The sequence below is a fragment of the Gilliamella sp. Lep-s35 genome (assembly GCF_009795845.1).
Classification (GTDB): Bacteria; Pseudomonadota; Gammaproteobacteria; order Enterobacterales; family Orbaceae; genus Gilliamella.
The window spans coordinates 1-270 of the sequence record NZ_WTEX01000096.1 but is presented as its reverse complement, the minus strand read 5'-3'; the positions used below and the strand labels follow the sequence as shown (position 1 = coordinate 270).

Annotated in this window: 1 protein-coding gene; it reads left to right on the top strand. The window is 39.3% G+C overall.

Going from position 1 to position 270, the window contains the following annotated elements; all coding sequences use genetic code 11:
- Positions 1–35 precede the first annotated feature (35 nt).
- Complete coding sequence (locus tag GQ590_RS12190; RefSeq protein WP_160409346.1) at positions 36–224, top strand: hypothetical protein; 189 nt, start codon at positions 36–38, stop codon at positions 222–224.
- Positions 225–270: the final 46 nt, after the last annotated feature.

Here is a 270-nt window from a genome sequence, read left to right as displayed (position 1 = left end):
GTAAATCACGTAGTGAAATCGTTGCAAAATAGGAATTGACACCATCAGCATTGGACCGTTGGATAACGCAAGCAAGCCAAAGCGGTTCATTTAAAACAAAAGATAATCGCAGTCCACAAGAACAAGAGTTAATCGCGTTGCGTAAAGCGCTTAAACAACTCCGCATGGAAAACGATACCCTAAAACAAGCAGCACTGATAATAGGGCGAAAATCGCTATCCTAAAAGCAAATCGACATCGTTATAGCATAACAAAACTATGTCAATATTT